Origin of the sequence: Flavobacterium sp. (assembly GCF_043779715.1) — a bacterium.
In the GTDB taxonomy this organism is placed as follows: domain Bacteria; phylum Bacteroidota; class Bacteroidia; order Flavobacteriales; family Flavobacteriaceae; genus Flavobacterium.
Window position 1 is genome coordinate 1 of record NZ_JAYWDT010000085.1, and the last position, 8,928, is coordinate 8,928.

Consider the following 8,928-nt stretch of genomic DNA (forward strand, 5'->3'; position numbering starts at 1 on the left):
CAATTTAAAGCAAATATTCCTCTAGCGTTTAATAATGGTGAGGTAAATTATAAGATGAACTGGTATTATGGTCCGTCAGATTATAAACTCTTAAAAACATATAATAAAAATCTAGAAAAAATTATTCCGTTAGGCTGGGGTATTTTTGGTTGGATTAATATATTTATTTTTATTCCATTATTTGGATTCATAAGTTCTTATATTTCTTTAGGAATTGCTATTGTTATTTTTACAGTAATAATCAAAATTGCTATGTCACCTATTACATATAAATCTTTCTTATCTCAGGCAAAAATGAAAGTTTTGCGTCCTGAAATAAATGAACTAAACGAAAAGTTCTCGAAAGATCCAATGAAAAAACAACAAGAAACAATGAAGTTGTATAACAAAGCAGGAGTGAACCCAATGGCAGGTTGTATTCCAGCATTGATACAAATTCCGTTTATGTATGCTTCGTTTCAGTTTTTTCCTTCGGCGATGGAGTTAAGACAAAAAGGATTCTTATGGACACAAGATTTGTCTTCTTTTGATGCTGTTTTATCTTGGAAACAACATATTCCAATTATTTCATCAGTTTACGGGAACCACGTGAGTTTGTTTGCATTATTGGCAGCTATTGCGATTTTCTTTTATACAAAAATGACAGCTGGAGACCAACAAATGCAAGCACCACAGCAAGAAGGTATGCCAGATATGGCGAAAATCATGAAAATAATGTTGTATGTATCACCAGTTATGATGCTTATATTCTTTAATAATTATGGTTCAGGATTAAGTTTATATACCTTAGTTTCGAATGTAATTACGATAGGAATTATGTTTGTTATTAAAAAATATATTGTCGATGACAAGAAAATTCATGCTCAAATACAAGAAAACAAACTCAAAGAGCCTAAAAAACAAGGTAAGTTTCAGAAAAAATTGCAAGAAGTAATGGAACAAGCCGAAGCGCAAAAAGCAAAAGATAAAAAGAAATAAAAAATTAAAATCATTCGTTACGACGAATGATTTTTTTTATAAATAAGAATCGGTATTGTTTTTGATGTTGTGTTTATGAAATAAATTTTCAATTCAATAATAAAAAGCAACATTTAGAGTTAATACAAAACAGTTAATTTTTAAAATTATGGTGCCTCAAACAATCAAAAAATATTTAGTTTTTATACTATTGGTAAACTTCTCATTTGGTTATGCCCAAATTGGAAAAGTAGAAACCCCAAAAGCAGAAGCTGTAAAACCTCAAATTTCACCTAATAGTTTCGACGAAAATGGTTTGCGTCAAGGATTATGGAATGGCTTTTATGATGATTCGAAAATACTTCGATATGTAGGTAGCTTTAACCACGGAAAAGAAATGGGATTGTTTACCTATTATGCCAATAGCGATAAGAAATTAGTTCTTGCAACTCGTAATTTTGATAATAAAAATAATGCTTATACTATTTTTTTCGATGAAAATAAAAACATAGTAAGCGAAGGAAACACTTACAATAAGCTTCGTATAGGTGTTTGGAAATATTATCACAAAGGTCTGAAAACAGTTATGACCACCGAAAATTATATAAATGATAAATTAGAAGGCTCTAGAAAAGTTTTTTATACGAGCGGGAAACTTGCGGAAGAAATTTTATATAAGAACAATCTTAAAGAGGGAATTTCTAAAAAATATTCTAAAGAAGGAAAATTAGTCGAAGAATCTGTTTTTGTAAATGATGTTTTGCAAGGACCTTACAAAGTTTATGACGAATCTGGAAAAGTAGTAATCTCGGGTCAGTTTAAATTAGATAAGAAAAACGGTATTTGGAAGTATTTCAATAATGGAAAACTAGTTCGCCAAATGAATGCAGATACTATAAATGGTTACAAAAAACCAAGTTTGAAAGTAAAGAAATAGTTTATATTTTAATTAACAATATAAAAAAAAACGCTTTGAGAAATCAAAGCGTTTTTTTAGTATTATTTATTTAGTAATTGTTTGTTTCCTATCTGGTCCAACAGAAATTATTTTTATTGGAACTTCAACTTCCTTTTCGATAAAAGCTATGTAATCTTTTAGTTCTTTTGGTAATTCTTCATAAGTACTCATTCCTGTCAAATCGGCTTTCCAACCTTTAAATTCGGTATAAATAGGAGTGATGTTTTCCGGTTCGATGTTGTATGGTAAATGTGAAATAGTTTGTCCTTTGTAATTGTATGACGTACATATTTTTAAAGTTTCAAAACCAGAAAGCACATCACCTTTCATCATCATTAGTTGGGTTACTCCGTTTATCTGCACAGCATATTTAAGGGCAACTAAATCCAACCAACCACAACGACGCTGACGACCAGTAACCGAACCAAATTCGTTACCCACCTTTGCCATTGTTGTTCCTGCTTCATCAAAATCTTCAGTAGGAAATGGTCCACTTCCTACGCGAGTTGTGTAAGCTTTAAAAATGCCATAAACTTCTTTAATTTTGTTTGGTGCAATTCCTAAACCAGTACAAGCTCCAGCTGCAGTTGTGTTTGATGAAGTTACGAATGGATAAGTACCAAAATCGACATCTAATAACGAACCTTGAGCACCTTCGCAAAGGATAGATTTTCCTGCTTTTTGCGCTTGATGTAAATATTCTTCAGAATCGATAAAATCTAATTTTTTTAAGTCTTCGATAGCTTCAAAAAATTCTTTTTCTAGTTCAGCTAAATTGTACTGAATTGAAACATCATAAAACTTTATCATTTCCTCGTGCTTGTTTGCCAAGGCACGATATTTCTCTTTAAAATCTTCTAGTTCGATATCGCCAACACGGATTCCGTTACGACCAGTTTTGTCCATATAAGTTGGTCCAATTCCTTTTAAAGTTGAACCTATTTTTGCTTTTCCTTTCGATGCTTCCGATGCTGCATCAAGTAATCTATGTGTTGGAAGAATAAGATGGGCTTTTCTCGAAATGATTAATTTTGATTTTAAATCTAAATTAAATTTAGCCAATCCATCAACTTCAGTTTTAAAAACTACTGGATCTATAACGACTCCGTTTCCAATAATATTGATATTATTCTTATGAAATATCCCAGAAGGAATTGTTCTTAAAACGTGTTTTATTCCGTCAAATTCTAATGTGTGTCCTGCGTTTGGGCCTCCTTGAAAACGAGCAATAATGTCATATTTTGAGGTTAATACATCGACAATTTTTCCTTTGCCTTCATCGCCCCATTGTAATCCTAGTAATAAATCTACTGTCATTGTGTTGTTGTTTAATTCCGCTGCGCTCCATTCAGTTCGGCTTCGCCTCGGGTGTGTTGTAGTTAGTTATGTGTTGTTATTTATTTAAGCTTTTTTATTTGCGTAGAAATAAAGTGAATGATTTACTATATCTATACCAAAAATTTCTTCCATCGTTTGTTTTATGGTTTGAATTCTTGGATCGCAAAACTCTATTACTTCGCCAGAATCTATCATGATGATATGATCGTGTTGTTTGTCGAAATATGATTTTTCGTAATGTGCTTGGTTTTGCCCAAATTGATGCTTGCGAACTAAGGCACAGTCTAATAGTAATTCAATAGTATTATAAAGTGTAGCACGAGAAACACGATAATTTTTGTTTTTCATTTTGAGATATAAATGTTCTATGTCAAAATGGTCTTCGCTATCATATATTTCTTGAAGAATGGCGTAGCGTTCAGGCGTTTTTCGATGTCCTTTATTTTCAAGATACATTGTGAAAACATTTTTTACAATTTCCTGATTGGTAGTATTATCTGTAGCTATAAGTGTCATATCTGGCAAAGGTAATCAAAAAGTCTTAAAGTCGAAAGTGATAAATTCGAAAGTGAAAATAAGATATTTTTTTAGTTTTAAAATTTTCAAAATAAAGGATTTTGCTACTAATTATGATATACTCTAGCAACTCTATCCACACCATCTATTTTTTTGATATTATCAATTAGTTTTTTAAGAATAGTATTGTTAGGTACAATAACTGCTAATGTTCCGTTAAAAATTCCTGCTTCTCCACTTAACGAAATACTCTGAATATTTACATGCATATTGTTCGAAACTACTCGGGTTAGTTCGTTTGTTAGACCTATGCTATCCATACCTGTAATTTCGAGAATGGCCTTAAATTCTTGTTGCGAAGAATCTACCCATTTTGCTTGCATTATTCGGTAAGCGTAATTAGATTGCATACTAATTGCATTTGGACAGTCACGTTTGTGAACTTTTATACCTTCATTAATCGTAACAAAGCCAAAAACAGGATCTCCAGGAATAGGATTACAACAAGCAGATAATTTATAATCCAACTTGTCCTGTTCTGCTCCAAAAACGAGCATGTCATAATTACTAGATAACTCATTTTTATTTACTAATTCAGGATTGTAACTTGGACTTCTTTTTATTTTATTTTTAAAGAAGTTCATAAAAGCATTACTTTTTTGAGAAGCAAAATCTTTTAATTGTTGATTTTCTATGGCGCCAATTCCAACTCTGTAAAATAAATCTAAGCTGGTTTTTAATTTGAAATAATTAACAAGCTCGTTAATAGTAGCTTCGTTTAATGTGATTTTTAAATGCTTTAATTTTCGAGTTAATATTTCTTTTCCGTCTTCGGCAATTTTTTTAGTATTTTCGTTAAGTACGTTTCTAATCTTATTTTTAGCTCTCGATGTGGTTACATAATCGATCCAGTTTATGGTTGGTTTCTGGTTTTGAGAAGTAATTATTTCTATTTGATCTCCACTTTTTAGTTCGGTATTTAGCGGAACTAATCTTCCGTTTACTCGTGTTCCTCTTGTACGAATACCAATTTCTGAGTGAATACTAAAAGCAAAATCTAATGATGTGGCTCCTTTTGGTAAAGATTTAATTTCGCCTTTTGGAGTAAAAACATATATTTCTTTGGCATATAAATTCATTTTGAAATCCTCTACAAAATCGACTGCGTTGGTTTCAGAATTTTCTAATGCTTCTTTTAATAAATTTAACCAAACATCGAGTCCGCTTTCTTCGTTTGCTCCTTGTTTGTATTTGTAATGTGCTGCATATCCTTTTTCTGCAATTTCGTCCATGCGCTCGCTACGAACCTGAATTTCTACCCAACGCCCTAAAGGTCCCATAACGGTAATGTGCAAAGCTTCGTAACCAGTAGATTTTGGTGACGAAATCCAATCTCGTAATCTACTTGGACTCGGACGATAATGATCTGTTACTATCGAATATATTTTCCAAGCTAAGAATTTTTCGTCGTGCGGATTTGATTTGTAAACAATTCGTAAGGCAAATTTGTCGTAAACCTCATCGAAAGTGACGTTTTGAGCTGCCATTTTTCGACGAATAGAATAAATAGATTTAGGGCGACCTTTTATAATATATTCGACACCTTCCTCATCAAGGGATTTTTTTAATACATCAGTAATATTTTTGATATACTCGTCTTGCTCTTCCTTAGTTTCCTTTATTTTACTTACAATATCATTGTAAACAGCAGGTTCGGTATATTTTAATCCTAAATCTTCGAGCTTTGTTTTTATATTATATAATCCTAATCGATGGGCGAGTGGTGCGTATATGTATAAAGTCTCGGAAGCAATTTTGACTTGTTTATAATCGACCATCGACTCCATGGTTTGCATATTATGTAGTCTGTCGGCGAGTTTTATGATAATTACACGAACATCATCATTTAGTGTGAGCAACATTTTACGGAAGTTTTCAGCTTGCATCGAAATGTTCATGTCCTTTTTTACCTGCGAAATTTTCGTTAATCCTTCTACAAGTTGTGCCACTTTAGGATTGAACATTTGCTCGATTTCTTTGACGGTAATATCTGTATCTTCTACAACATCATGCATTAATGCTGCGGCAATGGCAGTTGCTCCCAAACCAATTTCTCCGGCTACAATTTTAGCGACTGCAATTGGGTGAAAAATATAAGCTTCACCAGATTTTCGACGTTGGTCTTGGTGTGCATCGACAGCAACATCGAAAGCTTTTCGGATTAGTTTTTTGTCTTCAGTCGTAAGGGTTTGGTAACTTATGCGAAGTAACTCCTTGTATTCTTGAGCAATAGCTTTATTTTCCTTTTCGATATCAATTTCTACCATAACATTGTTGTTCAATTCCTAAAGTTAGGATAAAAAAATGAATTATAAAAGGTTTTTTACTACTGAAATTGATTTTTTAAAAGCCTCTTTGTCGCTTGGCTTCAAAAATTAAAATCGCTGCTGCTACAGAAACATTCATACTGTCTATCTCGCCTTGCATAGGAATAATAATGTTCTGAGTTGCATTGTCTCGCCATTCTTGAGTTAAACCAGTAGCCTCGGTTCCTACTACTAATGCTGTTGGGATGGTGTAATCTTGCGTGTGATAGGAAGTCGAATTTTGTAAAGTGGCACAATAAAAATTGATATTGTTTTCTTTCAAGAAAGTAATAATTTCCAGTGTTGTTCCTGTTGCAATTTGCTTTGTAAACAAGCAACCTACACTAGAACGAACAATATTTGGGTTGTATAAATCCGATTTTGGATTGGCAATAATAACGGCATCGAGATTTGCGGCATCGGCAGTGCGGAGTAGTGCTCCAATATTTCCTGGTTTTTCGGGCGCTTCGGCAACGAGAATTAATGGATTTTGTGATAATTTTAAATCCGATAAAAGGAAAGATTTTGTCTTGGCAACGGCTAGAATACCTTCGGTGGTATCGCGATAGGCTAGTTTCTGATATACTTCTTTCGAAATTTCGATTAAATCAATAGCTTGATTAGTTAATTTTGCGATTTGTTTTTCGGTAATTAAATCAGGTAAAAACAAAATAGTTTCTATTATAAACCCACCTTTTAGTGCCAATTCTATTTCGCGTTGTCCTTCTATCAAGAAAGTTCCAGATTGCTTTCTAGCTTTTGATTTTTCTTGTAATAAAACCAACGATTTTATAAACGGATTTTGTGAGGAAGTTATTTGTTTCATTTTGAAATTGAAAAGGTTCAAAGTTACAAATGTTTATTAGAAATTAAATAAACCAATTCTAAAATAAAAGGTTTCCAATAATTTTCATTTTGGAAACCTTTAAAATGTAATAAAAAAAGAAAATTTATTCTTCTTCTGTTTTAGTCTCTTCTGCTAACTCTTCATCTTCTTTTGGTTTTGTAAGGACTTGATCTTTTTTGCCGAAAATAAATTTTTTAGCTCCTGCAAATGCTGCCAAAAGTGCAATAAATATAACTTTTCCAAATTTTGCTATTACTGCAAAAAGACCAACTTTTGCGAGTACTTTTCCAGCTACAAGTCCACCAATTGTCCAAGCGGCAACTGTATCTGTGTCTTCATCGAAATTGAAATAAGTGTTCCCTTCTTTAAACTGAATACTATTTATAACATTAGGTATGCTTGCTTTTACTTCTGCTAATTCTTGCATGCTAGCAACTGCCGAAATATTATACATTCCTTTTCTTCCCAAAACTCTTAAATCATAATTTAAAGTATTGTCTTTAGAGTTTCCAAATTTTATCTCTTTTGCCCAGTGTAATACTTTCAACTTTCCGTCATAAAATGGTTTTGATGCCCATCCTACAAGCTCTGCGGTATCAAATCCTTGTTTTGTTCTTTCAGGATTTTCTTTGCGCATATCTTCTTGAATCTCTTTTAGCAAATCATCATAATTTATATCTTGAGCATCATCATCTTTTACATAACCATCTTCTTGATAATTTATTACAAATAACCAACTATCTTCATTCATAACTCCTTTGTTATCTGGTACAATCGAACCTAAAACTGTAGTGTCTTCAGGATTTCCCCATAAATCTTTGAGGACATATTGTGTTTGTTTTGCATCAAGAAATTTAAATCCTTTTGGCACATTTAATGTTGCATTTCCTGAAGGAAATTCAATTTTACCAATTTTATAAATTAATGATTTTTCGATTTTTTCGTAATCTAATTCTAAGGAATCTTGGTTTTGTGAGAAAGCTGTTGATATGAAAGCTAAAAATAGCAAAAGAGAAGTGATAATGTTTTTCATTAGTTTTTTTAGTGTTTTGGCAAATATATTAATTTCAAAGTATTTTCTGTAATTTTGCACAACTCAATTATATAAATCCACAGCTTTCCCATGTTTTACCTTTTAGATATTATTGGAACAATGGCTTTTGCGATGTCTGGAGCATTAACCGCTATGAATAAAAAGATGGATCCGTTTGGTGTTTTTATCATAGCATTTGTAACAGCACTTGGTGGCGGCACGTTGCGGGATGTTATGATTGGTAATACGCCTGTGGGTTGGATGAAAGATTTAAACGGTGTTTATGCTATTATATTAGCATTTTTATTAGCGTTTATTTTTAGAAATCGATTTGATAAATTAAGAACTTCTTTGTTTCTGTTTGACACGATTGGACTTGGAGTTTTTACTCTGATAGGAATTCAAAAAGGGATTGATATTCATTTGCATCCTGTAATTTGTATTGCTGTGGGAACAATGACAGCTTGTTTTGGCGGTGTTATTCGTGATATTTTGTGTAACGAAATTCCTGTAATTTTCAGAAAAGAGATTTATGCAACCATTTGTATTATTGGAGGAATTGTTTTCTTTGTTCTAAAGAAATTAAATTTCGAAGATGATATAGTTTATCTAATGACTTCGTCAGTAATTATCATTATTAGATTGATGGCTGTAAAATTCAAATGGAGTTTGAAACCAATTGAGAATAAACCATTATAATTATCATTAATTAGTAGAAAGAAGACATTTTTTTAGATATTATTTTTATGATTAGACACTTCTAAATTGTAAAGATTTATGAAAAAAAGTGTAATTTTCCAAAGTTTAAATAAATTAGGTGAAAGATTACTCAGTACGAACATACCAAGTAGATGATTATTTGCTTTGGAACACTTTTATCCATGAAGCAAAAAATGCCACTTTTTTGTTTCAT

The 8,928-nt window shown here is 32.0% G+C and carries 8 protein-coding genes; 3 read left to right on the forward strand and 5 right to left on the reverse strand.

What is annotated here, in order from left to right:
• A partial coding sequence (gene yidC / locus ACH2BG_RS04405) for a membrane protein insertase YidC (protein ID WP_395046507.1) occupies window positions 1-978 on the forward strand: 978 nt, incomplete at its 5' end.
• Between the two features lie 148 nt (window positions 979-1,126).
• Entirely contained in the window at window positions 1,127-1,894 is a 768-nt protein-coding gene (locus tag ACH2BG_RS04410; RefSeq protein WP_395046508.1) for a toxin-antitoxin system YwqK family antitoxin, read from the forward strand.
• Window positions 1,895-1,960: 66 nt separating this feature from the next.
• On the opposite strand, the gene ACH2BG_RS04415 is transcribed toward ACH2BG_RS04410, so the two are convergent.
• The 5 genes from ACH2BG_RS04415 to ACH2BG_RS04435 all read right to left on the reverse strand — a co-directional run bounded on the left by ACH2BG_RS04415 (window position 1,961) and on the right by ACH2BG_RS04435 (window position 8,015).
• Window positions 1,961-3,232 (reverse strand): adenylosuccinate synthase, encoded by a 1,272-nt coding sequence (locus ACH2BG_RS04415; RefSeq protein ID WP_395046509.1) that lies wholly within the window; start codon window positions 3,230-3,232, stop codon window positions 1,961-1,963.
• An 84-nt stretch (window positions 3,233-3,316) separates the two neighbouring features.
• A complete protein-coding gene (locus ACH2BG_RS04420) occupies window positions 3,317-3,769 on the reverse strand; it encodes a Fur family transcriptional regulator (RefSeq protein ID WP_395046510.1) in 453 nt (150 codons plus the stop codon).
• A gap of 107 nt (window positions 3,770-3,876) precedes the next feature.
• Window positions 3,877-6,096 carry a RelA/SpoT family protein gene (locus ACH2BG_RS04425; protein WP_395046511.1) on the reverse strand — a complete coding sequence of 740 codons (2,220 nt, stop codon included), beginning with the start codon at window positions 6,094-6,096 and terminating at the stop codon, window positions 3,877-3,879.
• A 76-nt stretch (window positions 6,097-6,172) separates the two neighbouring features.
• Window positions 6,173-6,961, reverse strand: a complete 789-nt coding sequence (locus ACH2BG_RS04430; protein ID WP_395046512.1) for a TrmH family RNA methyltransferase — start codon at window positions 6,959-6,961, stop codon at window positions 6,173-6,175.
• A 124-nt stretch (window positions 6,962-7,085) separates the two neighbouring features.
• Window positions 7,086-8,015: a DUF2167 domain-containing protein gene (locus tag ACH2BG_RS04435; protein WP_395046513.1), complete on the reverse strand. Its 930-nt coding sequence runs from the start codon at window positions 8,013-8,015 to the stop codon at window positions 7,086-7,088.
• A gap of 90 nt (window positions 8,016-8,105) precedes the next feature.
• Here ACH2BG_RS04435 and ACH2BG_RS04440 point away from each other — a divergent pair, with 90 nt between their 5' ends.
• Window positions 8,106-8,714, forward strand: coding sequence for a trimeric intracellular cation channel family protein (locus ACH2BG_RS04440; RefSeq protein ID WP_395046514.1), 609 nt, complete (start codon window positions 8,106-8,108; stop codon window positions 8,712-8,714).
• Window positions 8,715-8,928: the final 214 nt, after the last annotated feature.

Bases quoted from the DNA above. Each gene is read 5' to 3' on its own strand.
- ACH2BG_RS04410 (WP_395046508.1), top strand. From the start codon at position 1,127: ATGGTGCCTCAAACAATCAAAAAATATTTAGTTTTTATACTATTGGTA.
- ACH2BG_RS04415 (WP_395046509.1), bottom strand. From the start codon at position 3,232: ATGACAGTAGATTTATTACTAGGATTACAATGGGGCGATGAAGGCAAA.
- ACH2BG_RS04420 (WP_395046510.1), bottom strand. From the start codon at position 3,769: ATGACACTTATAGCTACAGATAATACTACCAATCAGGAAATTGTAAAA.
- ACH2BG_RS04425 (WP_395046511.1), bottom strand. From the start codon at position 6,096: ATGGTAGAAATTGATATCGAAAAGGAAAATAAAGCTATTGCTCAAGAA.
- ACH2BG_RS04430 (WP_395046512.1), bottom strand. From the start codon at position 6,961: ATGAAACAAATAACTTCCTCACAAAATCCGTTTATAAAATCGTTGGTT.
- ACH2BG_RS04435 (WP_395046513.1), bottom strand. From the start codon at position 8,015: ATGAAAAACATTATCACTTCTCTTTTGCTATTTTTAGCTTTCATATCA.
- ACH2BG_RS04440 (WP_395046514.1), top strand. From the start codon at position 8,106: ATGTTTTACCTTTTAGATATTATTGGAACAATGGCTTTTGCGATGTCT.